This is a genomic window from Pseudomonas sp. HMSC065H01, assembly GCF_001815235.1.
Classification (GTDB): Bacteria; Pseudomonadota; Gammaproteobacteria; order Pseudomonadales; family Pseudomonadaceae; genus Pseudomonas; species Pseudomonas aeruginosa.
This window is the reverse complement of the sequence record NZ_KV819862.1, coordinates 362567-387416: the sequence shown is the minus strand read 5'-3', so window position 1 is coordinate 387416 and position 24850 is coordinate 362567. Positions and strand designations below refer to the sequence as shown.

Annotated in this window: 36 protein-coding genes and 1 tRNA gene; 12 read left to right on the top strand and 25 right to left on the bottom strand. The window is 62.7% G+C overall.

Features of this window, described 5'->3' with window-relative positions; genetic code table 11:
- Window positions 1–39: 39 nt before the first annotated feature.
- Window positions 40–630, top strand: a complete 591-nt coding sequence (locus HMPREF3014_RS11475; RefSeq protein WP_049233375.1) for a sce7726 family protein — start codon at window positions 40–42, stop codon at window positions 628–630.
- Here the strand turns inward: HMPREF3014_RS11475 and HMPREF3014_RS11470 are convergent.
- Entirely contained in the window at window positions 614–1648 is a 1035-nt protein-coding gene (locus tag HMPREF3014_RS11470; RefSeq protein WP_071535077.1) for a beta family protein, read from the bottom strand. The two genes, HMPREF3014_RS11475 and HMPREF3014_RS11470, sit on opposite strands and share 17 nt — an antisense overlap.
- A 52-nt stretch (window positions 1649–1700) precedes the next feature.
- On the opposite strand from HMPREF3014_RS11470, the gene HMPREF3014_RS11465 reads away from it, so the two are divergent.
- Window positions 1701–1880 carry a hypothetical protein gene (locus tag HMPREF3014_RS11465; protein WP_025982353.1) on the top strand — a complete coding sequence of 60 codons (180 nt, stop codon included), beginning with the start codon at window positions 1701–1703 and terminating at the stop codon, window positions 1878–1880.
- A 91-nt stretch (window positions 1881–1971) separates the two neighbouring features.
- On the opposite strand, the gene HMPREF3014_RS11460 is transcribed toward HMPREF3014_RS11465, so the two are convergent.
- The 12 genes from HMPREF3014_RS11460 to HMPREF3014_RS11405 all read right to left on the bottom strand — a co-directional run bounded on the left by HMPREF3014_RS11460 (window position 1972) and on the right by HMPREF3014_RS11405 (window position 12830).
- Complete coding sequence (locus HMPREF3014_RS11460; RefSeq protein WP_023087197.1) at window positions 1972–3249, bottom strand: DUF5623 domain-containing protein; 1278 nt, start codon at window positions 3247–3249, stop codon at window positions 1972–1974.
- Window positions 3250–3449: 200 nt separating this feature from the next.
- Complete coding sequence (locus tag HMPREF3014_RS11455; RefSeq protein ID WP_025982354.1) at window positions 3450–3800, bottom strand: hypothetical protein; 351 nt, start codon at window positions 3798–3800, stop codon at window positions 3450–3452.
- 471 nt (window positions 3801–4271) lie between these two features.
- Window positions 4272–4348: transfer RNA gene (locus HMPREF3014_RS11450), tRNA-Pro, on the bottom strand.
- Between the two features lie 89 nt (window positions 4349–4437).
- Window positions 4438–4794 carry a MerR family transcriptional regulator gene (locus HMPREF3014_RS11445; protein ID WP_003090655.1) on the bottom strand — a complete coding sequence of 119 codons (357 nt, stop codon included), beginning with the start codon at window positions 4792–4794 and terminating at the stop codon, window positions 4438–4440.
- Window positions 4775–5077 (bottom strand): integration host factor subunit alpha, encoded by a 303-nt coding sequence (ihfA, locus tag HMPREF3014_RS11440; protein ID WP_003090661.1) that lies wholly within the window; start codon window positions 5075–5077, stop codon window positions 4775–4777. The genes HMPREF3014_RS11445 and ihfA overlap by 20 nt, the downstream gene beginning before the upstream one ends.
- A 3-nt stretch (window positions 5078–5080) precedes the next feature.
- Entirely contained in the window at window positions 5081–7459 is a 2379-nt protein-coding gene (pheT, locus tag HMPREF3014_RS11435) for a phenylalanine--tRNA ligase subunit beta (RefSeq protein ID WP_023087196.1), read from the bottom strand.
- 34 nt (window positions 7460–7493) lie between these two features.
- Window positions 7494–8510, bottom strand: a complete 1017-nt coding sequence (gene pheS / locus HMPREF3014_RS11430; RefSeq protein WP_023087195.1) for a phenylalanine--tRNA ligase subunit alpha — start codon at window positions 8508–8510, stop codon at window positions 7494–7496.
- A gap of 97 nt (window positions 8511–8607) precedes the next feature.
- The gene (gene rplT / locus HMPREF3014_RS11425) at window positions 8608–8964 is read right to left on the bottom strand and encodes a 50S ribosomal protein L20 (RefSeq protein ID WP_003099086.1); all 357 of its coding nucleotides are present in this window, start codon (window positions 8962–8964) and stop codon (window positions 8608–8610) included.
- Between the two features lie 23 nt (window positions 8965–8987).
- The gene (rpmI, locus tag HMPREF3014_RS11420; RefSeq protein WP_003090673.1) at window positions 8988–9182 is read right to left on the bottom strand and encodes a 50S ribosomal protein L35; all 195 of its coding nucleotides are present in this window, start codon (window positions 9180–9182) and stop codon (window positions 8988–8990) included.
- Window positions 9183–9243: 61 nt separating this feature from the next.
- Window positions 9244–9795 carry a translation initiation factor IF-3 gene (infC, locus tag HMPREF3014_RS11415; protein ID WP_003119938.1) on the bottom strand — a complete coding sequence of 184 codons (552 nt, stop codon included), beginning with the start codon at window positions 9793–9795 and terminating at the stop codon, window positions 9244–9246.
- Window positions 9795–11717, bottom strand: coding sequence for a threonine--tRNA ligase (gene thrS, locus HMPREF3014_RS11410; RefSeq protein ID WP_003090677.1), 1923 nt, complete (start codon window positions 11715–11717; stop codon window positions 9795–9797). Before thrS ends, infC begins: the two co-directional genes overlap by 1 nt.
- Before the next feature lie 249 nt (window positions 11718–11966).
- On the bottom strand, window positions 11967–12830 hold the full coding sequence (locus HMPREF3014_RS11405) for an alpha/beta fold hydrolase (RefSeq protein ID WP_016263381.1): 864 nt from the start codon (window positions 12828–12830) through the stop codon (window positions 11967–11969).
- A gap of 191 nt (window positions 12831–13021) precedes the next feature.
- Between HMPREF3014_RS11405 and HMPREF3014_RS11400 the strand changes: the two genes are divergently transcribed.
- Together HMPREF3014_RS11400 and HMPREF3014_RS11395 are read left to right on the top strand one after the other, a co-directional pair.
- The gene (locus HMPREF3014_RS11400; protein WP_003090681.1) at window positions 13022–13348 is read left to right on the top strand and encodes a hypothetical protein; all 327 of its coding nucleotides are present in this window, start codon (window positions 13022–13024) and stop codon (window positions 13346–13348) included.
- 84 nt (window positions 13349–13432) lie between these two features.
- Window positions 13433–13609, top strand: coding sequence for a hypothetical protein (locus HMPREF3014_RS11395; RefSeq protein WP_003099098.1), 177 nt, complete (start codon window positions 13433–13435; stop codon window positions 13607–13609).
- A 325-nt stretch (window positions 13610–13934) separates the two neighbouring features.
- Here HMPREF3014_RS11395 and HMPREF3014_RS11390 read toward each other — a convergent pair whose 3' ends face one another.
- The 4 genes from HMPREF3014_RS11390 to HMPREF3014_RS11375 form a co-directional block, all read right to left on the bottom strand.
- Window positions 13935–14222, bottom strand: a complete 288-nt coding sequence (locus tag HMPREF3014_RS11390; RefSeq protein ID WP_003090684.1) for a DUF3509 domain-containing protein — start codon at window positions 14220–14222, stop codon at window positions 13935–13937.
- A 198-nt stretch (window positions 14223–14420) separates the two neighbouring features.
- Window positions 14421–14654 (bottom strand): hypothetical protein, encoded by a 234-nt coding sequence (locus HMPREF3014_RS11385; protein ID WP_003090686.1) that lies wholly within the window; start codon window positions 14652–14654, stop codon window positions 14421–14423.
- 53 nt (window positions 14655–14707) lie between these two features.
- Complete coding sequence (gene map / locus HMPREF3014_RS11380; RefSeq protein ID WP_023087194.1) at window positions 14708–15490, bottom strand: type I methionyl aminopeptidase; 783 nt, start codon at window positions 15488–15490, stop codon at window positions 14708–14710.
- Complete coding sequence (locus HMPREF3014_RS11375) at window positions 15487–15708, bottom strand: ParD-like family protein (RefSeq protein ID WP_003090688.1); 222 nt, start codon at window positions 15706–15708, stop codon at window positions 15487–15489. Before HMPREF3014_RS11375 ends, map begins: the two co-directional genes overlap by 4 nt.
- A 157-nt stretch (window positions 15709–15865) precedes the next feature.
- On the opposite strand from HMPREF3014_RS11375, the gene HMPREF3014_RS11370 reads away from it, so the two are divergent.
- The gene (locus HMPREF3014_RS11370) at window positions 15866–16579 is read left to right on the top strand and encodes an endonuclease (RefSeq protein ID WP_003124481.1); all 714 of its coding nucleotides are present in this window, start codon (window positions 15866–15868) and stop codon (window positions 16577–16579) included.
- Window positions 16580–16597: 18 nt separating this feature from the next.
- Complete coding sequence (locus HMPREF3014_RS11365; protein ID WP_003114413.1) at window positions 16598–17116, top strand: thermonuclease family protein; 519 nt, start codon at window positions 16598–16600, stop codon at window positions 17114–17116.
- Here HMPREF3014_RS11365 and HMPREF3014_RS11360 read toward each other — a convergent pair.
- Together HMPREF3014_RS11360 and HMPREF3014_RS11355 are read right to left on the bottom strand one after the other, a co-directional pair.
- Complete coding sequence (locus HMPREF3014_RS11360) at window positions 17091–17321, bottom strand: hypothetical protein (RefSeq protein ID WP_003090795.1); 231 nt, start codon at window positions 17319–17321, stop codon at window positions 17091–17093. The genes HMPREF3014_RS11365 and HMPREF3014_RS11360 overlap by 26 nt on opposite strands.
- A gap of 65 nt (window positions 17322–17386) precedes the next feature.
- On the bottom strand, window positions 17387–17620 hold the full coding sequence (locus HMPREF3014_RS11355) for a DUF3509 domain-containing protein (RefSeq protein ID WP_003090796.1): 234 nt from the start codon (window positions 17618–17620) through the stop codon (window positions 17387–17389).
- 222 nt (window positions 17621–17842) lie between these two features.
- Here HMPREF3014_RS11355 and HMPREF3014_RS11350 point away from each other — a divergent pair, with 222 nt between their 5' ends.
- Window positions 17843–18742, top strand: a complete 900-nt coding sequence (locus HMPREF3014_RS11350; protein ID WP_003090797.1) for a YihY/virulence factor BrkB family protein — start codon at window positions 17843–17845, stop codon at window positions 18740–18742.
- Here HMPREF3014_RS11350 and HMPREF3014_RS11345 read toward each other — a convergent pair.
- A complete protein-coding gene (locus HMPREF3014_RS11345; protein WP_003108875.1) occupies window positions 18732–19049 on the bottom strand; it encodes a hypothetical protein in 318 nt (105 codons plus the stop codon). The genes HMPREF3014_RS11350 and HMPREF3014_RS11345 overlap by 11 nt on opposite strands.
- Before the next feature lie 155 nt (window positions 19050–19204).
- Window positions 19205–19648: a YqaA family protein gene (locus HMPREF3014_RS11340; protein WP_023087193.1), complete on the bottom strand. Its 444-nt coding sequence runs from the start codon at window positions 19646–19648 to the stop codon at window positions 19205–19207.
- A 135-nt stretch (window positions 19649–19783) separates the two neighbouring features.
- On the opposite strand from HMPREF3014_RS11340, the gene HMPREF3014_RS11335 reads away from it, so the two are divergent.
- Both HMPREF3014_RS11335 and HMPREF3014_RS11330 read left to right on the top strand, forming a co-directional pair.
- Entirely contained in the window at window positions 19784–20158 is a 375-nt protein-coding gene (locus HMPREF3014_RS11335) for a DUF5064 family protein (protein ID WP_003090800.1), read from the top strand.
- Window positions 20159–20268: 110 nt separating this feature from the next.
- On the top strand, window positions 20269–20598 hold the full coding sequence (locus HMPREF3014_RS11330; RefSeq protein ID WP_003090802.1) for an ElaB/YgaM/YqjD family protein: 330 nt from the start codon (window positions 20269–20271) through the stop codon (window positions 20596–20598).
- Between the two features lie 65 nt (window positions 20599–20663).
- On the opposite strand, the gene HMPREF3014_RS11325 is transcribed toward HMPREF3014_RS11330, so the two are convergent.
- Window positions 20664–20861, bottom strand: a complete 198-nt coding sequence (locus HMPREF3014_RS11325; protein WP_003090804.1) for a hypothetical protein — start codon at window positions 20859–20861, stop codon at window positions 20664–20666.
- A gap of 178 nt (window positions 20862–21039) precedes the next feature.
- Here HMPREF3014_RS11325 and HMPREF3014_RS11320 point away from each other — a divergent pair, with 178 nt between their 5' ends.
- Window positions 21040–21270, top strand: a complete 231-nt coding sequence (locus HMPREF3014_RS11320) for a DUF2789 domain-containing protein (RefSeq protein WP_003090806.1) — start codon at window positions 21040–21042, stop codon at window positions 21268–21270.
- 347 nt (window positions 21271–21617) lie between these two features.
- Entirely contained in the window at window positions 21618–22088 is a 471-nt protein-coding gene (gene eco, locus HMPREF3014_RS11315; RefSeq protein ID WP_003090808.1) for a serine protease inhibitor ecotin, read from the top strand.
- 52 nt (window positions 22089–22140) lie between these two features.
- Here the strand turns inward: eco and HMPREF3014_RS11310 are convergent, their stop codons facing one another.
- Window positions 22141–22527: a hypothetical protein gene (locus HMPREF3014_RS11310; RefSeq protein ID WP_003114417.1), complete on the bottom strand. Its 387-nt coding sequence runs from the start codon at window positions 22525–22527 to the stop codon at window positions 22141–22143.
- Window positions 22528–22713: 186 nt separating this feature from the next.
- On the bottom strand, window positions 22714–23157 hold the full coding sequence (locus HMPREF3014_RS11305) for a PACE efflux transporter (protein WP_003090812.1): 444 nt from the start codon (window positions 23155–23157) through the stop codon (window positions 22714–22716).
- Between the two features lie 102 nt (window positions 23158–23259).
- On the opposite strand from HMPREF3014_RS11305, the gene HMPREF3014_RS11300 reads away from it, so the two are divergent.
- On the top strand, window positions 23260–24147 hold the full coding sequence (locus HMPREF3014_RS11300) for a LysR family transcriptional regulator (protein ID WP_003099119.1): 888 nt from the start codon (window positions 23260–23262) through the stop codon (window positions 24145–24147).
- Window positions 24148–24357: 210 nt separating this feature from the next.
- Here HMPREF3014_RS11300 and HMPREF3014_RS11295 read toward each other — a convergent pair whose 3' ends face one another.
- The gene (locus HMPREF3014_RS11295; RefSeq protein ID WP_003143770.1) at window positions 24358–24672 is read right to left on the bottom strand and encodes a hypothetical protein; all 315 of its coding nucleotides are present in this window, start codon (window positions 24670–24672) and stop codon (window positions 24358–24360) included.
- Window positions 24673–24850 lie beyond the last annotated feature (178 nt).

Sequence of the window (24850 nt, the reverse complement as noted above, 5' to 3'; positions counted from 1 at the left end):
GCTGTCCGACGGGGGCTTTTATCTATTAGGACATGGACGATGCGTGAGGCAGAAATCAAACGAGCGTTAGCACACCATCTGGACTGTGTTCGCGGCGGCGTGCCGAACATGCTCCTTGAGGAGCTACAGCTCAATGGAGGCGAGGTCAGGGCAGATATCGTCGACGCGTATGACCTTCACTGCTACGAGATCAAGAGCGAGGGAGACTCGCTCAAGCGATTACTCGGACAAGGGTCACGCTATGCTCGCGTCTTCGACCACGTGACACTCGTGACGACTGAGCGGCATCTCAAGAAAGCATTGCCGATTCTCCCCAATTGGTGGGGCATTTTGCTGGTTCCTGAGCATGAGCATGCCGGGTTCAAGCAAGTGCGAGTTGCCAAGCCAAACAAAGGCCAAGAGCCAGATGTTCTAGCCACCGTGCTTCGTCGAGAAGAGTGTCTATCGGTACTTGGAAGCCTGGGAATTGCGCGAGGCTGGCGTAGCAAAAGCCTGTACATGCTGCAGGAACGCCTCGCTGAGCTACTGACGCTCGATGAGCTGAGGCACACCGTGCGAAGCTGCCTCTTGAAACGGGGTGAGGCTCCAGTGGAAGAAGGGCCCCTGGATCTCTTCAGTACTGCTTCTTAAGCACGTAGGCAATGTGGTGAATCCAGGCCTCCACGATGTGGGCTAAAGGCCCGGCTTTCTTCTCTCGATAGGGCACCTTGCTGTCCGCTCGAATAGCCATTTGCCTATCTCCTAGAGAGAAATCAGCTCCCCGGAAGTCTGCAGCGTAAGTCGTTACCAAAATGACTGACAGGTTGATCGAGTCTTCCTTCTTCTTACCCGCCGCCTTTAGGATCAGCCAGTCCTTGTCGCGCGTGTACCGAAGCACCACTTTCTTCGCAATTTTCTTCAGAATCTCTTCGGTCCATTTCGGCGACAAGATACCGTAATCGGAGTATCCCAACAGCAGTTCCGGGGCCATGGCGTTGAGCTCCTTCCAGAGAGTCCAGTCGTGCCTCTCGCACTCGGCCATGGCTGTAACGTCGACCAGGCTCTCTGGGTAAGCTCCAGAGGCCACGTGAACTGTCACAAACCCTAGCTCCTTCAGACCGCGAAGTGCCGCTGCGAAAGCCTCCAACTCCCGGGGCAACCGTGTGGACGGGCACTCTCCCAAATCGACCATTAGCCGTGGACTCCCCCCCAGGAGTAGAAGGTTCTTGCAAGCCTCTACTGTGCTGTCGAATTGCGCTTGAGTAACACGTAGGCCATCAAGCCGTAGGCGCACGACGACAGATGTGAACGTAGCCAGCAGCTGCTGCATTTTGCTGCTCAGCTGAGCGGCATCGCGGGAGTCAATGACAGGAATGATTGGGTAGTTCTTGTTTCCAGCTACCGAGAGAAACGATTCAAATACCGGCATCCGATGCAGGCTCAACCGACCGGTTGGGTCAGAGTAATCCACAAGAACTGTGCCCTTCCAGGAGTGATACACCTCAGACATCAGAAGATCGTGATGGGTTACCCCGCGAACCTCAATGCAGGGCCAAACACGATCCACAAGACCAGGATCATCCTCGATCGCTTCTAGGACTTTTGTCTCGGCGTTCTGCCATTTGATGATGGGAATGTATGGCGGATGATCAGGGTGTATAGGAGGCATGTCCGGTCCCTAGATAAAATGCAATTTCATTATGCCATCACGCAGCACTTAGATGGGGCAATTGACCTCGCAGCGGCAGGAGCCTTTCGGCAGCTTACTCACGCAGATCCTGAGTACACCGGTTTGCGCGAAGTCGCGCCTGACGGATGAGGAAAACTTCACCTCTCGTCATCAGAATGCCGCCGAATCCGCAAAAAAGATTCAGGCCAAAGCGCAGCTCAACAGCATGTAGCCAACCTACCCCGTTAGCTTTGGTAAGCATCTACAGCGCCGACAATGGCCTCCCCGTAGAGTAAGGCAGGCCACGCCGGAGCAACTACCGCTTAATGGGTTACCTTTTTCTGAAGGTCCGCGACAGCAGACTCAACCTTGGCCAGCATCTGAGCTCTTGGCTTGCACTCCCCATACCCCTTAAGGAGCAGATCTCGGACAGTCTCTATGGCCTTGAGGCTGTCTTGCGGAGTGCTATAGCCATCAACTGCTGGTCCGTAGTAGAGCTTGGCGTCGACCTCTGCCGTAATGCCTTCGGGATGCTCCATGTAAGCCCAATCCTCGAGGCGCGATCGCACTTGATTCAACTTCTCGTAAATCCTTGATGTAATGCCAGCGGCACGAGAAGAACTGTTGCAGAGCTTATGCAGGATAGGCCCAATAGTTGTGTGCATCTCCAGTGGTACGCTCCGCGCCGGGCGCCATCTAGAGCGAACGCCGGGTGCGCCGCCATACGCTATCGCGCCATTTCTAACGCCGGTAACTGGCATTTCGCGAGATCTCCAAGGCTTTCCGGAGGCGACGCGGGCTGGGCTAATAAACTTAGAGTCGTAAGGCATTTCCTGAGGCATGCCCTTGGGATAAAAGCTATCAGGAATTTCTTCGACCTGGGCTTGTACCTTTGCGAGCAGATCCTGACTAGGTGAAATCAGGTATGGCACTGCTAGGCCGGGGTAGTAGAGTCCCGGCCAACTTGGCGCCACTTGATACAGTCCGTGTGCCTGCAGCCAGTCCTTCCTGAACCCGTCGATCGGCGAAATGTAGGGCTCATCCAGCAGTAACCAATCACCGGTTTTGGGATCCTCCCAGCCAGTCATGTGATCGGCCTTGGGCACCTTTTCCAACCCATTCATAGCCTCGACGTTTTCTCGCCGGAACACTCTCACAAGGCCAGTGGCGCTCATGAAGAGCAGAGCAGCACTGGCTTGATCCAGGTACTGCATTGCACTGATCTGGCTGGGTGCATCCGTACGCATTTCGAGGTGATCGGGTGCCTCGAGCTTAAACTTTCTCAGGTAAGGGCCACCGACCCGTGGACCGCCAGCAAGCAGCTCGGGAAGGGGGTGCTTGAGGCGAACCTCTACGGTGTATCGCCCGGCGGAAGCTACGCCAGATCCGAGATCACGCCAGTACACAGTCACATAGGCGGTATGACTTTGATGGGCAGTCTTGGCAATTGCGCGTTTAGCGTGCAGGAAGTTCTGGAAGCCTGCCTTGTGGGCGGCTACTTCGAGAGCTTCGTAGTGGGTAATACCAAGTTCGCGCTTGATGGCCTTTGCCAGGCGCTTGATACCGTCGATAGTGGACGGAGGAGTAGCGAGGGTAACCATGAACGTCTCCCGGCCTATCACGCAGCGTCACCCGTCTCCGCTACAACAGACCGATTGAATTCACGGTCGGTCGTTTAGCAAGGCAGTGCCGTTACCAGCTTTAAAGACGGGTGTCATACGCCTGCCGGGGCGCCCTCGAATGTTAGCAGCGGTCTTACGATGAACTCAAGCGTCATCACAGCACTGGTGATAATACCTGCTTACTGAGCCGCTGCGATCCCTCGCACATAGGCAATCGCTTGCTGCACATCATCAAAAGCTTCTCCTGTAGGCCAGGTCTTCCCATACCCCTGGGCAAGCCACTGTTTTCCATCAGCGAGTTGAGTCACCTCGCCGATAAACTGCCCATGTGCATCCTGTACGAGCGAAGTGGTGACGGGGTTTTCTCGGACATCCAATACTGCGTTTATCCATTTGCGCAACCTCAACGCTTGGTTGGCGGTAATCTCGTTGGCCGCTTCCGCACGATTCACTGCAGATAGATCAAGCTGCTCCTTCAGACCCCGAATCAGTTTTTGACTACCTCTGACAGCTTGAGCTTGCTGAGCCATACCCCCTCCTTAGATGAAAGTAAAACGGACTTCCTGGCGAGAGTACCCCACCAGCCGCTCAAGGGTCTGCAGATAGCGCCATTCGATTCACGCCATTTCCGGTTGAGAGCTGGGAAAATCTGAATCGACCCTAGTTTCGTAGACACATCCGAGCGGCCGCTTCTGAGCGATGTCTGCATGTCGCGAAGAGCGGAGAATGGAAAGATACACTCGCTCTGCCAAAGAGCGGAGTGTTGCTGCCTGTCTGCACAGCAATCCGATTACCTCCATGGCCTCGCCACCTGAGCCAGTCGGCAAATGCATCGCCCCCAGCCAATGCTTGAAGGTGCCAACTCACCATCAAAAGAAGGCTGATAGCACTCCAAAATCTCGGGTGGGGCAAAAAGTGGGGCAAAATTCAGATGTACCACAAAAGCATCAGGCATAAAAAAATCCAGTCACCGCTAAGTGACTGGATTTTCTAGGGATTTTTGGTCGGGACGGAGTGATTCGAACACTCGACCCCTTGCACCCCATGCAAGTGCGCTACCAGGCTGCGCTACGCCCCGACTGTACTTCCGAGCTCAGTGGCTGTGCTTCCGAAGTGAGCCGCACTATATACTAAGCTTCTGATAAGTGGAAGTTTTTTTTGCTTCCGTCACTTCTTCAGGACCAGCAGGACTTCCTCCAGCTCGGCGATCATCTGGCGGATGAGCTGCTTGTACTGGGTGACGTCGTCCTTGGCCTCGTCGCCGGAGAGGCGCTGGCGCGCCCCGCCGATGGTGAAGCCCTGGTCGTAGAGGAGCGCGCGGATCTGGCGGATCATCAGCACGTCCTGGCGCTGATAATAGCGGCGATTTCCGCGGCGCTTCACCGGGTTGAGCTGCGGGAACTCCTGCTCCCAGTAGCGCAGCACGTGGGGCTTGACCGCGCACAAGTCGCTGACTTCGCCGATGGTGAAGTAGCGCTTGCCGGGAATCGGTGGCAGCTCGTCGTTATGACTTGGTTCCAGCATATGCCTCAACCCTGGCCTTCAGTTTCTGCCCTGGACGAAAGGTGACAACGCGGCGGGCCGTGATCGGGATTTCTTCGCCGGTCTTCGGGTTGCGTCCGGGGCGCTGGCGCTTGTCGCGCAGGTCGAAGTTGCCGAAACCGGACAGCTTGACCTGCTCGTTATGCTCCAGCGCCTGGCGGATCTCTTCGAAGAACAGCTCCACCAACTCCTTGGCTTCCCGTTTGTTCAGGCCCAGCTCTTCGTACAGACGTTCCGCAATTTCAGCTTTCGTCAGAGCCCCCATACGCTATTTCCTTAACGTGGCATTGAACCTTTCTTCCAACGACGTGACGATGTTCTGCGTCGTGCTATTGACTTCATCGTCATTAAGAGTGCGCGATGGATGCTGCCAGGTCAAGCCGACGGCAAGGCTTTTTCTATGCGGATCAATGCCTTTACCGTGATACACATCAAACAGCCTGAGGTCCGTCAGCCATTCGCCGGCCGCCGCACGGATTTGTGTCAGGATGTCTTGTGCCGGCACGTCCTGGTCCACCAGCAGCGCCAGGTCGCGACGCACTTCGGGGAAGCGCGACAGCTCGCGGAACTTCGGCAGGTGACCGTCGACCACTTCGGCCAACAGCAGCTCGAAGAGGAACACCGGCTGCTCGAGGTCGAGTTTCTTCGCCAGTTCCGGATGCAGCGCGCCCAGGTAGCCGACCAGCCGCCCGTCCCGCTCGATGCGCGCGGTCTGCCCCGGGTGCAGCGCCGGGTGCTCGCCGGGCACGAAGCTGAAGTCGCCGAGGGCACCGGCACTGGCCAGCACTGCCTCGACATCGGCCTTGGCGTCGAAGAAGTCCACGCCGTCACGGCCGTTGGCCCAGCCTTCCGGCAGGCGCTTGCCGCAGATGGCGCCGGCGAACATGGCTTCCTGCTTCAGGCCTTCCAGTTGACCGACGAAGCGCAGGCCGCTTTCGAACAGGCGGACCCGCGACTGCTGGCGGTTGAGGTTGTGCTGCAGCGCCTTGACCAGGCCCGGCCAGAGGCTGGAACGCATCGCCGCCATGTCGGCGGAGATCGGGTTGGCCAGGGTCAGCGGCTGGGTGCCCGGATCGAACAGTTCGAACAGGACCGGATCGATGAAGCTGAAGGTGATCGCTTCCTGGTAGCCGCGGGCGACCAGCAGGCGCCGCAGCAGCGGCAGCGCGGCGCGCGCTTCCGGCTTGTTGTTCGGCGCCAGGCGCGCCTGCGGGTAGCGCACCGGCAGGCGGTTGTAGCCGTAGAGACGGGCCAGTTCCTCGATCAGGTCGACTTCCAGGGAAATGTCGAAGCGATGGCTCGGTACGCCGACCGACCACTGCCCTTCCCCGTCGGCTACCACCGTCAGCTCCAGGGCTTGCAGCAGGCGCACGATCTCGGCGGCGTCCAGCGGCATGCCGAGCATCTGGGTCACGCGCTCGGCGCGCAGTGTGATCGGCGCGACCTTCGGCAGGTGCGCTTCGCTGGCCTGCTCGACGATCGGCCCCGGTTCACCGCCGACGATGTCGAGGATCAGGCGCGTCGCGCGCTCCATGGCCTTGCGCGCCAGCTGGCTGTCGACGCCGCGCTCGAAGCGGTGCGAGGAGTCGGTGTGCAGGCCATAGGAGCGAGCCTTGCCGGCCAGGGCGATGGTGTCGAAGAACGCGGCTTCGAGGAACAGGTCGCGGGTGCTGTCGCTGACGCCGCTGTGCTCACCACCCATCACCCCGGCGATGGCCAGGGCGCGCTGGTGGTCGGCGATCACCAGGGTGTCGGCACGCAGGGTGATTTCCTGGCCGTCGAGCAGGACCAGCTTCTCGCCGTCCTCGGCCATGCGCACGCGCACGCCGCCGTTGATCTCGGCAAGGTCGAAGGCATGCATCGGCTGGCCCAGTTCGATCATCACGTAGTTGGTGACGTCGACCACCGGGTCGATGCTGCGGATGTCGGAACGGCGCAGGCGCTCGACCATCCACAACGGGGTCGGCCGGCTCAGGTCGACGTTGCGGATCACCCGGCCGAGATAACGCGGGCAGGCGGCCGGCGCGGCGAGTTCGACCGGACGGGTCTCGTCGTGCTGCGCGGCGACCGCATCCACCGCCACCGGCGCCAGCGGTACGTCGTAGATGGCGCTGACTTCGCGGGCCAGGCCGGCGAGCGACAGGCAGTCACCGCGGTTCGGGGTCAGGCCGACCTCGATGGTGTAGTCGTCCAGCTCCAGGTAGGTGCGGACGTCCTGGCCGACCGGCGCGTCAGCCGGCAGCTCGAGCAGACCGGCGTTCTCTTCGCTGATCTGCAATTCCTTGGCCGAGCAGAGCATGCCGAAGGACTCGACGCCACGCAGCTTGGCTTTCTTGATCTTGAAGTCGCCCGGCAGTTCGGCGCCGATCATGGCGAAGGGAATCTTCAGGCCCGCGCGCACGTTGGGCGCGCCGCAGACGACCTGGAAGGTCTCGCTGCCGTTGCTGACCTGGCAGACGCGCAGCTTGTCGGCGTCCGGATGCTGTTCGGTCGAGAGCACCTCGCCGACCACCACGCCGCTGAAGGCGCCGGCGACCGGCAGGTCGGCGTCGACCTCGAGGCCGACCATGGACAGGCGAGCGACCAGCTCGTCATGGGAAACCTGCGGATTTGCCCAGCTCCGCAGCCACTTTTCACTGAATTTCATCCTGTTCTCCTAAGGAATCCGGTTGCGTTCTGGCCTAGCGGAATTGTCCGAGGAAGCGCAGATCGCTATCGAAGAACAGACGCAGGTCGTTCACCCCGTAGCGCAGCATGGCCAGGCGCTCGGCGCCCATGCCGAAGGCGAAGCCCTGGAATTTCTCGGGATCGATGTTGGACATGCGCAGCACGTTCGGGTGCACCATGCCGCAACCCATGACTTCCAGCCAGCCGGTCTGCTTGCACACGCGGCAGCCGTTGCCGCTGCAGATCACGCACTGGATGTCCACTTCGGCCGACGGCTCGGTGAAGGGGAAGAAGGACGGACGGAAGCGCACTTCGAGCTGCTTCTCGAAGAAGGCGCGGAGGAATTCCTCGATGGTGCCCTTGAGGTCGGCGAAGCTGACGCCCTCGTCCACCAGCAGGCCTTCCACCTGGTGGAACATCGGCGAGTGGGTCAGGTCGGAGTCGCAGCGGTAGACGCGCCCCGGGCAGACAATGCGGATCGGCGGCTGCTGAGACTCCATGGTCCGCACCTGCACCGGTGAGGTGTGGGTACGCAGCAGCATGTTCGCATTGAAATAGAAAGTATCGTGCATGGCACGCGCCGGGTGGTGGCCCGGAATATTGAGCGCTTCGAAGTTGTGGTAGTCGTCTTCGACTTCCGGGCCTTCGGCGACTTCGTAGCCGATGCGGCTGAAGCACTGCTCGATGCGCTCCAGCGTGCGGGTGACCGGATGCAGGCCGCCGCTCAGCTGGCCACGACCAGGCAGGGTGACATCGATGCGCTCCGCGGCCAGCCGGGCGGCCAGCGCGGCCCCTTCCAGCTCGGTCTTACGCGCGTTCAGAGCATCCTGGACCTTTTCCTTGGCCACGTTGATCAGCGCGCCGACCTTCGGCCGCTCTTCGGCCGGCAGGTCGCCCAGGGTCTTCATCACCTGGGTCAGTTCGCCTTTCTTGCCGAGGTAGTGAACCCGGATCTGCTCCAGGGCATTGACGTCTTCGGTGTGTCGCACAGCCTCCAATGCTTGAGAGACCAGCGCATCCAGGTTTTCCATGTATGGACTCCAGATACAAAATAGGGGAAGAGCGGTAAGGCTCTTCCCCTATCGGTGACGTTACGTCCGGACCGAAGTCCGGTGATTGTCGTAGGGCTTAAGCCAAGCTTGCCTTCGCTTTCTCGACAATCGCGGTAAACGCCGCTTTTTCGTTCACTGCCAGATCGGCCAGGACCTTACGGTCGATCTCGATGGCCGCCTTTTTCAGGCCGGCGATCAGACGGCTGTAGGACAGACCGTTCTGACGAGCACCAGCGTTGATACGGGCGATCCACAGTGCGCGGAACTGACGCTTGCGCTGACGACGGTCACGGTAGGCGTATTGGCCAGCCTTGATCACCGCCTGCTTGGCAACGCGGAACACGCGCGAGCGTGCACCGTAGTAGCCCTTGGCGAGCTTCAGAATTTTCTTGTGACGACGACGGGCGATAACGCCACGCTTAACACGAGCCATGAATTAATCCTCTACCTTAATAATCAGCGCAGACGCAGGGAGCGTTCTACGCGCGCAACGTCAGACTTGTTCAGCATCGAGGTGCCGCGCAGTTGACGCTTACGCTTGGTGGTCATCTTGGTCAGGATGTGGCTCTTGAAGGCGTGCTTGTGCTTGAGGCCACCAGCAGTCTTCTTGAAGCGCTTGGCCGCGCCACTTTTGGTCTTCATCTTTGGCATGTTCGGATACTCCGCATTGAGTGATTACGCATAACCGCAAGGCCTGCCAGTGCCCTGGTGGTTACTTTTTCTTCTTGGGAGCGATGACCATCATCAGCTGGCGTCCTTCCAGCTTAGGATGCTGCTCGACGGTGCCGTACTCCACGAGGTCGGCTTCGACCCGCTTCAACAGCTCCATCCCCAGCTCCTGGTGAGCCATCTCACGGCCGCGGAATCGCAGGGATACCTTGGCCTTGTCCCCTTCACTAAGGAAACGTACCAGGTTGCGTAGTTTTACCTGGTAATCCCCTTCTTCCGTCCCTGGACGAAACTTGATTTCTTTGACCTGCGCCTGCTTCTGGTTCTTCTTGGCGACCGCAGCCTGCTTCTTCTTCTCGAACAGGTGCTTGCCGTAGTCCATGATGCGGCAGACAGGAGGCACCGCGTCGGCCGAAATCTCAACCAGGTCCAGCTTCGCCTCTTCGGCTAGGCGGATCGCCTCATCGATCGAAACAACACCAACCTGCTGGCCATCAGCTCCAATCAACCGTACCTCACGAGCCGAGATGTTCTCGTTGATCGGGGGTTTCGGTTGAGCTCGCTTATCCTGTCTCATTTCACGCTTAATAATGATTACTCCGAGTCTTGGCGACCACGCCGGGAAACCGCCTGTGCCAACAGCTCAGCGAACTGGGTGACGGGCATGGAGCCCAGGTCTTCCCCTTCGCGCGTACGCACCGCGACGGCCTTCGATTCAACTTCCCGATCTCCAATAACCAAGAGATAGGGAACCTTGAGCAAAGTATGCTCGCGGATTTTAAAGCCGATCTTCTCGTTTCTCAAGTCGGACTTGGCACGGAATCCGCTTTCCCCGAGGATCCGCACCACCTCGGCGGCGAAATCGGCCTGCTTGTCGGTGATGTTCATCACCACTGCCTGGGTCGGCGCCAGCCAGGCCGGGAAGGCTCCGGCGTAGTGCTCGATGAGCATGCCGATGAAGCGCTCGAAGGACCCGAGGATCGCACGGTGCAGCATCACCGGGCGCTTACGGTTGTTGTCCTCGGCGATGTAGCTGGCGTCCAGGCGCTCCGGCAGGTTCGGGTCGTACTGCAGGGTGCCGCACTGCCAGTTACGGCCGAGGCAGTCCTTCAGGGTGAACTCGATCTTTGGCCCATAGAACGCGCCCTCGCCCGGCTGGTATTCCCAGGCCAGGCCGGATTCGTTCAGCGCATCGGCCAGCGCGCCTTCGGCGCGATCCCACAGCTCGTCGGAACCGACGCGCTTGGCCGGACGGGTCGACAGCTTCATGGCGATGTCGGTGAAACCGAAGTCGCGGTAGACCTGCAAGGTCAGCTTGATGAAATCGGCCGCTTCCTTCTTCACCTGCTCTTCGGTGCAGAAGATATGCGCGTCGTCCTGGGTAAAGCCGCGTACACGCATGATCCCGTGCAGCGCGCCGGACGGCTCGTTGCGGTGGCAGGCGCCGAACTCGGCGAGGCGCAGCGGCAGGTCGCGATAGGACTTCAGGCCCTGGTTGAAGATCTGCACGTGGCACGGGCAGTTCATCGGCTTGACCGCGTAGTCGCGGCTTTCCGAGGAGGTGGTGAACATGTTCTCGGCGTAGTTCGACCAGTGGCCCGAACGCTCCCAGAGGATGCGGTCGACCACCTGCGGGGTACGCACTTCGACATAGCCATGGTCGCGCTGGACCTTGCGCATGTACTGCTCGAGCACCTGGTAGACGCTCCAGCCATTCGGGTGCCAGAACACCATGCCCGGCGCTTCTTCCTGCAGGTGGAACAGGTCGAGCTGCTTGCCGATGCGGCGATGGTCGCGCTTCTCGGCCTCTTCGATGCGCTGGATGTAGGCCGCCAGTTGCTTCTTGTCGGCCCAGGCGGTGCCGTAGATGCGTTGCAACTGCTCGTTCTTCGAGTCGCCGCGCCAGTAGGCGCCGGAAATCTTGGTCAGCTGGAACGCCTTGAGGAAGCGGGTGTTCGGCACGTGCGGGCCGCGGCACATGTCCACGTACTCCTCATGGAAGTACAGGCCCATGGCCTTCTCGTCCGGCATGTCGTCGATCAGGCGCAGCTTGTAGTCTTCGCCACGGGATTTGAACAGCTCGATGACCTCGGCGCGCGGGGTCATCTTCTTGATCACGTCGTAGTCCTTGTCGATCAGCTCGCGCATGCGCTGCTGGATCGCCGCCATGTCCTCGGGGGTGAAGGGGCGCTCGAAGAAGATGTCGTAGTAGAAGCCTTCCTCGATCACCGGGCCGATGACCATCTTCGCGGTCGGATAGAGCTGCTTGACCGCATGGCCGACCAGGTGGGCGCAGGAGTGGCGGATGATCTCCAGTCCTTCCTCGTCCTTGGGCGTGATGATCTGCAGGGTCGCGTCGCGATCGATGGTGTCGCAGGCGTCGACCAGGCGGCCGTCGACCTTGCCGGCGAGGGTCGCCTTGGCCAGGCCTGCGCCGATGGATTGGGCCACCTCGGCCACGGAGACCGGGTGATCGAAGGAACGTTGACTGCCGTCGGGAAGAGTAATGATGGGCATGGCGCCTCCTCTCCTAGTGGTGACCCCTACCAAAGGCCACGTGGGTTGGGATGTGCCAGTAAGCGTCGCCCGCCGGGCCGGCCTGCCTCACAGTGGCAGGCGCCTTGCGGCACCCCTGCGCCGAAGCGCGCGGACGGAGATCACTGGGAATGGCTACTGACGAAAAACGCCGGAGCTGATCCGGCGCGAAGCGCCCATGGTAAAGCATCCGCGGCGAGCTGACGAGCGGTCAGTTCGCCCGGCCTCGCTTCAGGACGTTTCCACGTCCGGCGCAACGCCATCGACGCGCGCCAGGAACTCCAGTACCGACCGGTTGAAAGCCGCCGGACGGGTGGCATTGAGGCCATGGGACGCACCCTGGATGCGTTGCAGCTTGGCGCGCGGCAGGGCCGCCGCCAGCGCCTCGGCGGTGGCCGGGAACGGTTGCGGACTGCGTTCGCCGTTGAGGATCAGGCTCGGCAGGTCGATCGAGCGCAGTTCCGACAGCGACAGCGCCGGCGGCTGGTCGGCCACCTGCCCGACCAGGGTCATGGCGTTGTCCAGGGTCATTCGGCGGAACGTCGCCGACGAGCGTTTCCATACCCCGGCGCCGCTCACCGTATCGACGAACAGTTCCAGTCCCCGTTCCGCCTCGCCGCCACGGATCAATTCGAGCGCCTGGCGCCGGAACTGGTTGCGTTCCAATGGCTCCTCGGGGGCAGGCAGGCCGGCGTGGGCGTAGACCTCGGCGGCATAGTCGCCGCCGGGATCGGCCAGGCTCAGCGAACGCAGGGCGTCCGGAGCGGCCAGCGCCAGGCGCAACGCCAGGTTGCCGCCACGGGAATGGCCGAGCAGGTGTACCGGCTCGCCGAGCCGCTCGACCAGCGCCAGCAGGTCGGCGACGTGGCGGGCGCTGGTGAAGTCCGCACCCTGCCCGTCCCAGCGCTCGGGGTAGTAGTGACGCAGGCTCGGCACGATCAGCCGGTGGCGCTCGCCGAGGCTGCGCAACTGCCATTGCCAGTAGCGGTAGTCGCAGAGCGAACCGTGGACCAGTAGCACCGGCGTGCCCTCGCCCAGGTCCTGATAGACCAGTTGATACCCATCCACCTCGAACGAGGCGAGTTCGCCACTCATGCACGCAACCCTTTCGGTTTCTTTTTCGACTCAGCGCGACGAACGGTGATCGGGCCCGCAGCCCGATGCACGGCATCGCCTGGAAAAGATGGATGTTAGCGGCCTGAGGTCACGCCCCGTAATGACAAATAGGTCTAGGGCCGTCTCGCCCGCTGGGCTAGGCTGGAAGTTCCCCTGCGGAGGTGACGCCGATGAATACGCCGATCTTCTACGAGCTATTCCGCAACCACCCGCTGCATGCCCCGTCCGCCCGGACCCTGGCGAGCATGCTGGCTCTCGGCCTGGCGCTGGCCGGGGTATGGGCCCTGCTGCTGGGCTGGGGCATCGGCCTGGGCATCGACAACTTCGCCATGTACTTCGGCTGGACCGCCTTGCTCATGACCATCCTCCTGGTCGCGCTGTTCCTCGGCGCCACGCTGTTGCGCATGGAGGCCATCTGGCTGGCCTTCCTGCTCGCCCTGCCCCTGCTGACCAGCCTGACCGGCTGCCTGGCTCTGGTCGGCGCCGGCCCCGAGTGACCGCGTTTCAGACCATGGTCGAAGACCGATTGCAGTAATTCCCCTTTCCGCAGGGTCTATCCTTGGGTAAGAGGAGGACGAACCATGACTCCCGAATCCTTCGTCACATTGCTGATCGTCGCCTGGCTGGGCCTCGCCGGCGTCACCCTGTGGGCCTTCCTGCGCGTGCCGCGTCGGCGCGCACGCCTGCAACGCAAGGCACGGCAAGCCGAAAACCGGCATCCCGCACGGCCGCCACAGCCTCTTCCGCAACGCAGCTGAAGCCGCCATGCCGACCGGTCACGGCAGGAAGGCGTGCTGGGAAACCCCCAGCAACAGATAGGCCGCCAGCACGGTGAACGCGAGAAAACCCACGACGTAACGCAGCATCCCGACTCCTGTCAGTCATTTCATCCCTGATGCTGACCCGAACGACCTTGCATCGTTCTGCGCCAGCCTGCCGAAGCGCCGAACGGGCAGGCCAGCCCTGGCCTTCCCTTCCGACACGAGCGGGGCCGGTCGATCCTCGCCCAGCCCCCTCGAAGCTTCACTCTAGCACTCTCGCCCGCCCTGCCGGAGGTCTCCGCCAGGATTCCGGACGAACCGTTCAGCCCGCCATGTAGCTCGGCAGGCCGCGCTCCTGCAGACGACGCAGGGTGCCGACCACATCCACCGGCAGGCTCCCCGCCTCCAGGGCCAGGTCGCGGCGCACGGCGTTGATGAACCAGTACATGCGCTTCTCGTCGGCCAACTGGGCGGCGGACACCACGCGACGGGTCACGATCTCTTCGCCGTTGCGCAGGGTCAGCAGGGCGCCGCCGTCCGGACGCATCTGGGTGGATACGGCAAAGGTGGCCTGGAAGGCATCGAACAGCATCTTGATGGACTTTTCCATGATCGTTTATCCCCTCTTGCATGAAAACCGACCGCGAACTTCAGCGCAGCCGCAACACGGGGAAAGGTGGCAGCTTTCATGCCAACCACATGGAAAATTAAAACCATTTAAAATCAATAACTTGTGAAAATACTCAGCGAAGCGGCCCGTGCAAACTGCAAGGTCGTGCGAAATGCACCATGCGATTTGCCAGCTGGCTCAGTCGGAAAACAGCGGCCGGCCCCGTGCATCGAAGCCGCGCACCCGGTACAGCGCCGCTTCCGCCAGCGACAGCGCGGCCGCCGGACTCTCGCACGGCGGCTGGCCCGGCAGCACCAGCCATTCGGTGCGTCCGTCGTCGATGCTGGTTATCTCGATCTCGGCCAGATAGCCGCTGTCCTCGCGCAACCAGGTGGCGCGCAGTTCGAACTCGCCAAAACGCCTGCCGGACACCCGCCAGCCTCCCTTCGGAAAAGTCGTCGCAGTGTAACCAGGCCGGGCGTCGATCAGCCAGCCAGGTCGGCCAGCGTCTCGCGCTCCTCTTCGCGCAGGGTCAGGACCCGGCAACCCCGCTCGGTGACCAGCACGGTGTGCTCGTACTGGGCCGACAGGCGGCGGTCGCGGGTGGTCACGGTCCAGCCGTCCTTGTGCAGCTTCACCGCGTGGCCGCCCTGGTTGATCATCGGTTCGATGGTGAAGGTCATCCCGGCCTTCAGCCGCGCACCCGCGCCAGCGCGACCGAAGTGCAGGACCTGCGGCGCCTCGTGCATCTTGCGGCCGATGCCATGCCCGCAGTATTCGCGGACCACCGAATAACCGTTGGCTTCGGCGTGACTCTGGATGGCATGCCCGATATCGCCGAGGGTGGCGTCCGGGCGCACCACGCGGATCGCCCGGTACAGGCATTCGCGGGTGACGTCGAGCAGCTTCTGCGCCTGGCGGTCGATGGCGCCGACCCGGTACATCTTGCTGCTGTCGCCGAAATAGCCGTCCTTGATCACCGTGACGTCGACGTTGACGATATCGCCGTCGCGGAGGATCTGCTGCGCCGACGGCCAGCCATGGCAGACCACCTCGTTGACCGAGGTGTTCACCGTGAACGGATAGCCGTACTGCCCCTTGCTGCCGGGAATCGCCGCGAGGGTGTCGACGATGTAGCGCTCGCAGAAGCGGTCGATCTCTGCCGTGCTGATGCCTGGCCGCACCACCTCGTCGAGGGCTTCGAGGACTTTCGCGGTGAGCGCGCCGGCCACGCTCATGCGCTGGACTTCCTCCGCGCTCTTGATCATCCCGAGATCCTCGCCGCGTCCTGCTCGCGGCGGTCGCTTTCGCGCGCTTCGTCCATCAATTGGCGTAGCACCTGCGCATAGGTCAGGCCGGGATTGGCTTCGATCAGCATGCCGATGCGCATCCAGTGCTCGGCCTGGGCATTGATCGAGCGCGACATGGCCTTGCAGGCGATGCGCGCCTCTTCGTGCAATTGCTCGGAAATCTTCACCAGGCCCACACTACACCTCGACTACAAAACATATACGGAACGTATACTAACCATCGCATGGACGCGGCGCAAACGGGAAGGTCCGCCCCTCGCCTGGCCATGGACTGGCCACGATTGGCATCTCCTGCAAAATCAGTAACATGCGGATTTTTTTGGAAGTTGCCGCATGCTTTCCCGTTTGTTTGTAGGCCTTTTCGCCCTCCTCCTCGCCAGCACCGGCCAGGCCAACGCCCCGCGCACGTTCTCCGAAGCGAAGAAAATCGGCTGGAAGCTCTACGCCCGGCAATCCGTGGAGTTCTACTGCGGCTGTCGCTACTCGGGAAATCGTGTCGACCTCGCCAGTTGCGGCTACAAGCCGAGGAAGAACGCCAACCGCGCGCGGCGCATCGAGTGGGAACACATCGTCCCGGCCTGGGTGATCGGTCACCAGCGGCGCTGCTGGCAGAACGGCGGGCGGAGCAACTGCGCGAGGCACGACAGCACCTACCAGCGCGCCGAAGCCGACCTACACAACCTGGTGCCGAGCATCGGCGAGGTCAACGGCGACCGCAGCAACTTCGGCTTCGGCTGGCTGCCGCAGAAACCCCAGCAATACGGCGCCTGCCCGATGGTGGTGGACTTCAAGGCGCGCAAGGCGATGCCACGCCCGCAGATTCGCGGGATGATCGCCCGCACCTACTTCTACATGAGCGACCGCTACGGCCTGCGCCTGTCGAAGCAGGATCGCCAGCTCTACAACGCCTGGCACAAGCAGTACCCGCCACAGACCTGGGAGCGCCAGCGCAACCACATGGTCGGCTGCGTGATGGGCTGGGGCAATCCCTATGTCGGCCCGGTGGACCTGGCGACCTGCAGCAACCTATCCTCGCGTCGACGCTGACCTCCGCCGGAGTAGCCCATGATCTTCCGCACCCTCGCCCTGTTGCCGCTCTGCGCCGCCCTGGCGTTCGCCGCCGACGCCGGGGAGCGCCGCTTCGACTGCACGGTGGTGGCGATACACGACGACGCCAGCCTGGGCTGCCGCCTGCCCGGCGCGAACAAGGCGCTGCGCATCCAGCTCAATGCCGTCGAGCTACCGGCCGCCGAGCCCTGGCGTCGGCGCGCCCGGGAAGCCCTGGAAGACATGCTGCTCGGCAAATCGGCGACCATCCGCGAGCAAGGCCGCGACGCGCGCTTCCGCATCCTCGGCGCGGCCTGGGTCACCCCGGCCGACTGCCCCACCTGCGGACATACCCTGGATGCCGGGCTGGCCCTGCTGACCATTGGCCTGGCCAGCTGGCGCGACGCGCCGGACAGCGGCCAGACGGCCGAGGCGCGCGGCCAGTACCGGTTCGCCGAGGAAGAAGCGCGGGCGCGCAAGGCTGGCCAGTGGCGACCGCGCGACGCCGCTCCTAGAGATGGATCTCCGCGAACTTGATGCCCAGCCCGCGCAGCTCCTTGACCGCGTCGTCGAGCCGGCGGAACGACATCACCTCGTCGCTCTCGTCGACCAGGAAATAGCTGCGCCCGCCGTCCTTCTTGAAGAACACGATCCATTCCCTGGCCAGGGTGGGATTGGCGATGATGTGGGTCGCCGAGATCTTCCCTGCCGCCTGCCTGTCCCGAACCTTCTCGCGCTTCATTGCCTTCCCGTCAGCTGTGTGGAAAGGCGGAATTATCGCATCATCGGTTCCCGCGGCGAAAAAACTCAGCGTGCCGCCATCGCCATTTCCATGCCCGGCACGGCCAGTTCCCGGCGGATGCTGCGGATCAGCCACTCGGTCTCCGGCGGCGCGCTGAGCTGCGGCGAGGGTATGGTGCGAGCCACGTAGCGGCCGTCGGCGGCCTGCAACTGCAACAACAGCGCGCCGTCGTGGCGGCTCTTGCTGGACAACTGGAACTCGGGAAAGGCAGCGGCGATTTTCTTCAGGTCGACAGACATGGTGCGCTCCATTTCTGAGAAGTTGGACGGAGGCCCGCCGCGCGGCGGGCAGGCGCAGTCTGGCTAACGGATGCGACCGAATGATGACGCCGGCGACGAACCAATTCGCCCGCCGTGGCGTCCCAGAAAGGACGCGACGAATTTCACCCAACGGAAAATGCCTGGCGGCAAGCGGCCATCGGTGGTCGATCGTCATCGGCACGCACACAGCAAGGAGATGGAATGTTCCGTACGGCTTATCGGGAAATAGGCCTGTTCGGCCTGGTCAAGCGCACCGTGAACGAGTTCCTCGAGGACGACATGCCGACCTACGCCTCGGCCCTCGCCTATCAGATGCTGTTCTCGCTATTTCCGTTCCTGCTGGTGCTGATCACCCTCGTAGGCTACTTGCACCTACCGGAGTTCTTCGCCTGGCTGCGCGAGCAGGCGGCGTTGCTGCTGCCGCCCGAGGCGATGGATCAGGTCAACCCGGTGATCGACCAGTTGCAGCAGCAGAAAGGCGGCCTGCTGTCGATCGGTATCGCGGTGGCGCTGTGGACCTCCTCGGCGGGCATCCGCTCGATGATGATCGCGCTCAACGCCGCCTACGACGTGAAGGAGAGCCGCCCGGTATGGAAGCGCTTCTCCCTGTCGATCCTCTACACCCTCGGCATCGCCCTGTTGTTGCTGGTGGCGGCCGGCCTGATGGTCACCGGGCCGCAGGTGATCGCCTGGATCGCCGGCCTGGTCGGTCTGGAACAGTACCTGGTGACGCTCTGGACCTGGCTGCGCTGGCCTCTTGCGGTGTTCCTGCTGATGCTCGCGGTGGCGCTGTTCTACTACCTGGTGCCGGATGTCGAGCAGCGTTTCCGCTTCATCACTCCAGGCTCGGTGCTCTCGGTGATCGCCTGGATCGCCGCGTCCCTCGCCTATGGCTTCTACGTGAAGAACTTCGCCAACTACAACGCCATGTACGGCAGCATCGGGGCGATCATCATCCTCCTGCTGTACTTCTACCTGTCGGCGGCAGTGGTGCTGTTCGGCGCCGAGTTGAACGCGGTGATCGAACACCATTCGGAAGACGGCAAGGACCCTGGCGAGCGCGAACTTCCGGACAACGACGACCCCGAACTCAAGGCTTGAGCAGGGCGTCGGCCTCGCTGACGCTGGCCTTGCCGGTGGCGCGCCGGTACAGACACAGCTCGCGGCCCTGGCGGCCCTGCATGTGCGGCTGCGGATAGCGGCCCTGCAGGAGCAGCGCCGAATAGCCCACCTCATCGTCGAAGGGCAGTACCTGCCCCACCGCGCGTACCTGGCGCAAGCCGCTGGCTTTCAGGCAGGCGGCACGCACCATGGCGTCGTGCGCCTGCCACGCCTCGGCCGTGGAAGCCCAGGCCGGCGCCGAACCGAGCAGCAGGCAGACCAGCGATCCCGCAACCACCCTCGACATTGCGCACCTCGCATCGCCGGAAACAGGCAGGAAAAGAGAAGCCCCCGGGACCACAGCGGCAACTAAAGGCCCCGGGGGCGATGAGGCGGCAGTTACACCTCGCAGCAATGGACATTGCCCCGCGAAAAATAGTTCTACGCTCGCCGACGAAGCGCTCAGCCGGCCCAGCCCAGCACCAGCGCAGCCAGGGCCAGGTAGCGGAGCGTCTTGGCCAGGCCGACGATCAGCAGGAAACTCCAGCAGGGCTCACGCATGATGCCGGCCACCAGCGTCAGCGGATCGCCGATGACCGGCACCCCACTGAGCAGCAGGGTCCAGCGGCCGTAGCGGCGATAGTGTCGCTGCGCCCTGAGCAACTTCACCTCGCCCACGGGAAACCAGCGGCGACCGCGGAAATGCTCGAGGTAGCGACCCAGCCACCAGTTGACCCAGGAACCCAGCACATTGCCGACGATGGCCAGCGCCAGCAGCCACGCGACCGACTGGCCGCCGCGCAGCAGCAAGGCGGCCAGCACGGTTTCCGACTGCAACGGCAGCAGGGTCGCCGAACCGAACGCCGAGAGGAACAGCCCGGCGTACGCGGCCCAGTCAGTCAACACCCGAACGCTCCCAGCGCCATTCGCATCCCCGCTCCAATCCGGAAAAAACTGACCTGGGACAGCCGTCCCGAGGCCGGCGAAGCATACCCTGGCAGGCAAGGGCATTTCCCCGGTTATCCGAAAAGGAGGCAGGCCATGTTCATTCCCGGCCATCTGCATCTCGCCTCGGCCAGCGAAGTCGACCGCCAGGCATTCGATATCCACCTGCGCTACCGGGTCCTGGAGGCCGAGGCCCGCCCGGTGGCCGTACACTTCGACATGGAGGGCCGGATCGACGGCCAGCCTTTCAGCGAAAGCTTCGAACTGCCACGCGACGCCGCCGTGCATTTCGCCAGCCGTGCCAGTCGCCTGGCCCGACGCCACGGCCTGCGCTTGCGGCAGGGACCGATCGTGCGCCAGCGCCGCGAGTACGACGCTATGTTCGACGACCTGCGCCGACGCCTGAAACTCAAGAGCGGCGAAGCGATCGACCTCGACCGCTACCTGCGCGGCGAGGCCGGGGCATCCTGAAACGGCTCTCCCGCATGCTACGGAAACCCCCGACGCAGGCCATGCCGTGCAACTTTCAGCGAAGCGGGCGACTCCATACCTAGGTAACCATCCTCGTCAAGGAGACCGACATGACTCTGAAAACCCGCTCCGCTCGCGCCAAGCAGGCTATCCAGGACCAGGCCATGGCCGAACTGCAGGACCTGATCGCCGAGGTGGACCAGTTGATGAGCGGCACCGGCAGCCTGGCCGGCAAGGAGGGCGCGAACCTGCGTGAACAGATCAATTCCGTGCTGCATCGTGGTCGCGACGCCATCGAGCGCACCCGCCGCGGCGTGGTGCAACGCAGCCAGGCGGCCGCCGAAGCGACCGAGGAATACGTCGAGGACCATCCCTGGCAGACCATCGCCGTATCGGCCGGCGCCGGCTTCCTCCTCGGCCTGCTGGTGGGCCGCCGCTAGGGCGTTTCCGCAGGCAACAGAAAGCCCGCGCTCGGCGGGCTTTTCGGCAAGGCAAGGGCCTTGGCTCAGGCGGAGATCGCCGCCTCCAGCGGCCAACTCAGTTCCCAGGTTCCCTTCAAGGCTTCCGCCTCGTCACGGCTGGTGAAGGGGCCGGCCCACATGGCGCCGTCCACCATCAGGATCCAACAGGCCAGCAATCCCTTGCTGCGCAGCGATTCGGGAACGGACGTCCCCACCAGCACGGCGACTTCGATTCTGGACATAGGCTGACTCCGGTTATCATTAGCTTGCTAATAATAAGCGCCCGCCCCTTCGCCATGAAGCACGCCGCGCACAACAGTCTTTTTCATCTGCGACAAAATTACCCACCCCCGGCTCCCACGGCGGCCCTGCCGTCCCGCCGGCTATAGTGGAAAAACAGCGAATCCAGGAGGAACCGTCATGGACACCAGCCCGCACACCTTTTCCAACCTGTTCCGCCAGTTGGGGCTCCCCGCTGGGCGAGACGACATCGTCGCCTTTCTCGCCCGGCACCACCTCGAGGAGGGCACGGCGCTGCCCGATGCGCCATTCTGGAACCCTGCCCAGGCCAGCTTCCTGCGCGAGGCCCTGGCCGAGGACTCCGACTGGGCCGAACAGGTCGATGAACTGGCCTTGCAACTGACCCGCTGAAAAAACGCAAACTGATGCGCTGACGGCTCTATCGTGCGGAACTTGCTATGAGTTGGCGGGGAATTTCAAGTCACCGGCATCGATAGCCACTATCAGCCCAAAGCATTTTTCCCCAGCGGAGCGGCGTGAGATCGTAGCGGCGTCGGGAGAACCCCAAGTCCCCGACGCTCCTTTGAAGACCATCGCCCTCCCCCCGCAGATGGTCTTTTTTTTGCCCGCGATTCGGCCGTGCCCCGACCGGCTGGCCCAGGACATGGAACATTCCGTTACGTCCCCCACTGAACTTTTCACCCGTGCCTCGGTGTCTTACCCTGCTCGCGTTACCACGTAAGGAGAACCTCAAGGACATGAAAGCACTACTGATCGCCGCCGGCGTTGCCGCTCTTTCCAGCACCGCCATGGCCGCCAAACTGGATGAAAAGGTTCCCTACCCGAAGGCAGATGCCGGCTTCACCCGCCAGGTCATCCACCTGCCGAAACAGGACGCGGAAGACGCATTCAAGGTCGAGATCATCGCCGGCAAGACCCTCGAGGCCGACTGCAACCAGCAGCGCCTGGGCGGCGAGCTGGAAGAACATACCCTGGAAGGCTGGGGCTACTCCTACTACCGCCTGGACAAGGTCAGCGGGCCGATGAGCACGATGATGGCCTGCCCCGGCCAGAAGAAGGAGCAGCGCTTCATCCCGGTGGTCGGCGAAGGCTTCCTGCTGCGCTACAACAGCAAGCTGCCGATCGTGGTCTATGCGCCGAAGGACGTGGAGGTCCGCTATCGGATCTGGTCGGCGTCCGAAAAGGTCGAGAAAGCGGTCAGCGAATAAACGCCGCGCATGAAAAAGCCGCCCACGGGCGGCTTTTTTCGTTGCGCCGGCGTCAGCCCGGCACCAGGCCGATGTTCAGGCCGGAGTCCACGGTGATCCGGTAATGCGTGGTCTGCCCGTTCTGCACATGCACCACCTGCTTGGGCGCCTCGCCGCGGCAGATCCCATCGCCCTGCACGGATACCACCCGCAGCCCCGCCGGAAGACGGAAACGCGCGCTCTCGCCGGCCTGGATCTCGGCGGCCAGGCGGCTATCGATGATCAAGCGGGTATTGCAGACGCTGCCGAGGAACTCGCGGTCCCGGGAAACCACCAGGAAGGCGTCGCCGTCGTCACGGAACTGGTAGTTGTACAAACGCTCCTTCGGTACCTGGTCCGTCTCGTCGAGCGAGGGCGTCGATGTCGAACAACCCGCCAGCAAGACGGTCCCCAGTAGCATCCCCAAAATCCGCATAGTGACCCCAATCCGTTCATCGAAATGCCGCACCCCATCCTCGCCGGGGCAGACCTTCATGGCTTGCGGTCGTACTTCCTCCCTGAACCGGCACCACAGCGCACGTCCGTCTAAGGTAGGCGATTTGCCCCGGCCAAGGCGAGCGCGAATGGCGCTGAAGAAAAAAAATCCTCAGACGGAGGCCGCCTCGCCGGCCGGCAACGCGGAAGTTGGGAGGCCGAACAGGCGATCGAAGGCCCAGTTGAAGAGGAAGGTGTAGCACGGGATCAGGACGATCAGCGCCAGGTCCAGCCAGAACGCCTCCAGCAGGGAAATCCCCATCCACCAGGCGATCAGCGGGATCAGGTAGACCACCAGGGTCAGCTGGAAGCCGATGGCGTGCGCCACCCGCCGCGCAATGCTGCGTCCGCGCACGGCCTGGCGCCGCTCCCAGAACTCGAACAGGCAGTTGTAGATGAAGTTCCAGGTCACCGCGACGGTGGTGATCACCACCGCCAGGGGGCCGGTGGTAGTGGGCGTGGAACCGGCGAGCAGGGCCAGCCCCAGGGTCGAGATACTCATCCCGATCAATTCGTAGGCGGTCACGTAGACCAGTTTGCGCTTGATGCCTTGCACGTGGACCTCTCGGGCGTGATAGCGGAAAGGCGGGCAAGGTTGGATCAATTTTCTTGACAGAAAAAGTCAGCAGCTTTCAGATCTGCTGATAGGAGAATTGCCATGAACTTTTCCAGCGATACCATCGAGCTGTTCCTCGCCGTCCTCGACCGCGGCTCCTTTTCCGGCGCCGCCCGTGCCTTGGGTCGAGTGCCTTCGGCGGTGAGCATGGGCATCGCCAACCTGGAGGCGGAGCTGGGTTTCGCCCTTTTCGAGCGAACCCACCGCGAAGCCCGTCCTACGGCGCTGGCCAGGGCCCTGGCACCGCAAGCGCGGATGATCGCCGAGCAGCTCGCCCAGTTGCAGGTGCATGCGCTGGAACTCTCCCAGGGATTGGAAAGCCGCCTGTCGCTCGGCGTGGTTGCGGACATCGACAGCGGGCGGCTGTTCGGCGCCCTCCGCACCCTTTCCGAGCGCTACCCGCTGCTCGATGTCGAGGTGCTCAGCGCGGCGCAGGACGATGCCCTCGCCCTGCTCCATGGCGGCCGCATCAGCCTGTGCTTCGGATTCGCCGGCATCAGCGTGAACCCGCAGGAGCGCTTCCAGTATGTCGGCGCGGAATCGCTGGTCGCGACCATCTCGCCGCGCCATCCCGCCCTGCAGAAGCCGGGGCAGGCGCTGTACCTGGAAGAGCTGGTGAACGTGCGGCAGATCCTGGTGGCCAGTTGCGACCTGCCGTTGGCCGACACCCGTCCGCTGATTGCCGGCGCCTGCTGGCGCACCGACAGCCTGGGCACGGCGCTGGAAATGGTCGAGGCGGGGATCGGCTGGGGCAATTTCCCGTTGTCCCGGGTCGCGCCGCTGCTGGCAACGGGAAGGCTGGTACGCCTGGACTTCAGGAATACCAAGAACGAGCTGAAACTGCCTGTCCACGCTATCTGGCTGAAAAACCAGCCATTGCGCAAGGCTGCCCAGGAACTGGTTGGCATGCTGGCCACCCGTCCCGATTGAAGCGTTATGCAATGCACTTCACAGAAAAAACGAGACCCGTCACGCGAATCGCCGCACACGCCGGCTCCCCGGCCTCCAGTACTTGATCTCGATCAAGCGCAGCGCCGGCCATAGGCAGATGATCGTTCTGCGGCCATCCTCCGTTTGCGGCCGTAGAGCTCCGGACACTTCATGCTAGGGGGGCCGGAGCTCTTCCCTCTTCCTCGCGGCTCAGGAACAGGTCCTGGCCGCATCGATGAAGGCCCCGCGGGTGACCCAGGGCTGCTGATCATGGATTCGCACCAGGCTGCCACCCCCCGCCGGCTGCACCTCCAGCCACTGACCGGCGTCCGCCAGGCGATAGCCGCGGCCTTCCTCCACCAGCGCCACGCCCGGCGCCTGGCGTTGCCACTTGGGCAAGACGCACATCGCGTAATCGTAGGGAGCCTTGCTGGTGCTGGCGGCCAGCGCCGGGGCGTTCGAAGCGGGAGGCGAGGCACAGGCGGACAGGGCCAGGGCGGCGAATACAGCGATAAGAATCTTCATGTCACGTCCCTCTTTGTCGATCCGTTCACGATTCGACGGTATCACCGCCCAAAGCGAGAACTGCAGCGACTTCGCGGCATGGTACTTATCGATAAGGTTGATATTGCAGGCGCATGACGAAGCGATCCGGCAACGCCCGATTCAGAGCCTATGGAAGGGGCTTTCCTTGCACTTTGGT

Excerpts from the sequence above, each read along its gene's own strand:
- HMPREF3014_RS11475 (WP_049233375.1), top strand. The coding sequence starts at position 40 with ATGCGTGAGGCAGAAATCAAACGAGCGTTAGCACACCATCTGGACTGT.
- HMPREF3014_RS11470 (WP_071535077.1), bottom strand. The coding sequence starts at position 1,648 with ATGCCTCCTATACACCCTGATCATCCGCCATACATTCCCATCATCAAA.
- HMPREF3014_RS11465 (WP_025982353.1), top strand. The coding sequence starts at position 1,701 with ATGGGGCAATTGACCTCGCAGCGGCAGGAGCCTTTCGGCAGCTTACTC.
- HMPREF3014_RS11460 (WP_023087197.1), bottom strand. The coding sequence starts at position 3,249 with ATGGTTACCCTCGCTACTCCTCCGTCCACTATCGACGGTATCAAGCGC.
- HMPREF3014_RS11455 (WP_025982354.1), bottom strand. The coding sequence starts at position 3,800 with ATGGCTCAGCAAGCTCAAGCTGTCAGAGGTAGTCAAAAACTGATTCGG.
- HMPREF3014_RS11445 (WP_003090655.1), bottom strand. The coding sequence starts at position 4,794 with ATGCTGGAACCAAGTCATAACGACGAGCTGCCACCGATTCCCGGCAAG.
- ihfA (WP_003090661.1), bottom strand. The coding sequence starts at position 5,077 with ATGGGGGCTCTGACGAAAGCTGAAATTGCGGAACGTCTGTACGAAGAG.
- pheT (WP_023087196.1), bottom strand. The coding sequence starts at position 7,459 with ATGAAATTCAGTGAAAAGTGGCTGCGGAGCTGGGCAAATCCGCAGGTT.
- pheS (WP_023087195.1), bottom strand. The coding sequence starts at position 8,510 with ATGGAAAACCTGGATGCGCTGGTCTCTCAAGCATTGGAGGCTGTGCGA.
- rplT (WP_003099086.1), bottom strand. The coding sequence starts at position 8,964 with ATGGCTCGTGTTAAGCGTGGCGTTATCGCCCGTCGTCGTCACAAGAAA.
- rpmI (WP_003090673.1), bottom strand. The coding sequence starts at position 9,182 with ATGCCAAAGATGAAGACCAAAAGTGGCGCGGCCAAGCGCTTCAAGAAG.
- thrS (WP_003090677.1), bottom strand. The coding sequence starts at position 11,717 with ATGCCCATCATTACTCTTCCCGACGGCAGTCAACGTTCCTTCGATCAC.
- HMPREF3014_RS11405 (WP_016263381.1), bottom strand. The coding sequence starts at position 12,830 with ATGAGTGGCGAACTCGCCTCGTTCGAGGTGGATGGGTATCAACTGGTC.
- HMPREF3014_RS11400 (WP_003090681.1), top strand. The coding sequence starts at position 13,022 with ATGAATACGCCGATCTTCTACGAGCTATTCCGCAACCACCCGCTGCAT.
- HMPREF3014_RS11395 (WP_003099098.1), top strand. The coding sequence starts at position 13,433 with ATGACTCCCGAATCCTTCGTCACATTGCTGATCGTCGCCTGGCTGGGC.
- HMPREF3014_RS11390 (WP_003090684.1), bottom strand. The coding sequence starts at position 14,222 with ATGGAAAAGTCCATCAAGATGCTGTTCGATGCCTTCCAGGCCACCTTT.
- map (WP_023087194.1), bottom strand. The coding sequence starts at position 15,490 with ATGATCAAGAGCGCGGAGGAAGTCCAGCGCATGAGCGTGGCCGGCGCG.
- HMPREF3014_RS11370 (WP_003124481.1), top strand. The coding sequence starts at position 15,866 with ATGCTTTCCCGTTTGTTTGTAGGCCTTTTCGCCCTCCTCCTCGCCAGC.
- HMPREF3014_RS11365 (WP_003114413.1), top strand. The coding sequence starts at position 16,598 with ATGATCTTCCGCACCCTCGCCCTGTTGCCGCTCTGCGCCGCCCTGGCG.
- HMPREF3014_RS11360 (WP_003090795.1), bottom strand. The coding sequence starts at position 17,321 with ATGAAGCGCGAGAAGGTTCGGGACAGGCAGGCGGCAGGGAAGATCTCG.
- HMPREF3014_RS11355 (WP_003090796.1), bottom strand. The coding sequence starts at position 17,620 with ATGTCTGTCGACCTGAAGAAAATCGCCGCTGCCTTTCCCGAGTTCCAG.
- HMPREF3014_RS11350 (WP_003090797.1), top strand. The coding sequence starts at position 17,843 with ATGTTCCGTACGGCTTATCGGGAAATAGGCCTGTTCGGCCTGGTCAAG.
- HMPREF3014_RS11345 (WP_003108875.1), bottom strand. The coding sequence starts at position 19,049 with ATGTCGAGGGTGGTTGCGGGATCGCTGGTCTGCCTGCTGCTCGGTTCG.
- HMPREF3014_RS11335 (WP_003090800.1), top strand. The coding sequence starts at position 19,784 with ATGTTCATTCCCGGCCATCTGCATCTCGCCTCGGCCAGCGAAGTCGAC.
- HMPREF3014_RS11330 (WP_003090802.1), top strand. The coding sequence starts at position 20,269 with ATGACTCTGAAAACCCGCTCCGCTCGCGCCAAGCAGGCTATCCAGGAC.
- HMPREF3014_RS11325 (WP_003090804.1), bottom strand. The coding sequence starts at position 20,861 with ATGTCCAGAATCGAAGTCGCCGTGCTGGTGGGGACGTCCGTTCCCGAA.
- HMPREF3014_RS11320 (WP_003090806.1), top strand. The coding sequence starts at position 21,040 with ATGGACACCAGCCCGCACACCTTTTCCAACCTGTTCCGCCAGTTGGGG.
- eco (WP_003090808.1), top strand. The coding sequence starts at position 21,618 with ATGAAAGCACTACTGATCGCCGCCGGCGTTGCCGCTCTTTCCAGCACC.
- HMPREF3014_RS11310 (WP_003114417.1), bottom strand. The coding sequence starts at position 22,527 with ATGCTACTGGGGACCGTCTTGCTGGCGGGTTGTTCGACATCGACGCCC.
- HMPREF3014_RS11300 (WP_003099119.1), top strand. The coding sequence starts at position 23,260 with ATGAACTTTTCCAGCGATACCATCGAGCTGTTCCTCGCCGTCCTCGAC.
- HMPREF3014_RS11295 (WP_003143770.1), bottom strand. The coding sequence starts at position 24,672 with ATGAAGATTCTTATCGCTGTATTCGCCGCCCTGGCCCTGTCCGCCTGT.